The following is a 263-nucleotide window of genomic DNA, read 5'->3' on the forward strand; positions in this document are numbered from 1 at the left end:
GTGCCGACCACGCCGACGGTTTTGCCGACCAGATCGAAACCGGTGAGCCCGTGCAGGCTGAAGTCGCCATCGCGGGTGCGGTTGTAGGCACGGTGCAGGCGACGGTTGAGGGCCAGGATCAGGGCCACGGCATGTTCGGCCACGGCGTGGGGCGAGTAGGCCGGTACGCGCACCACGCTCAGGCCCAGGTGCTTGGCGGCCTGCAAGTCGACATGGTTATAGCCGGCCGAGCGCAACGCAATCAGGCGCGTCCCGCCTTTGGC

General features: G+C 68.1%; 1 pseudogene. It reads right to left on the reverse strand.

Annotated features, from left to right (window positions below):
- Positions 1-263: pseudogene (locus tag AC0L2F_RS35855) on the reverse strand (2-hydroxyacid dehydrogenase); the annotation flags it as partial.

Source organism: Bradyrhizobium sp. Ken64, assembly GCF_055807555.1.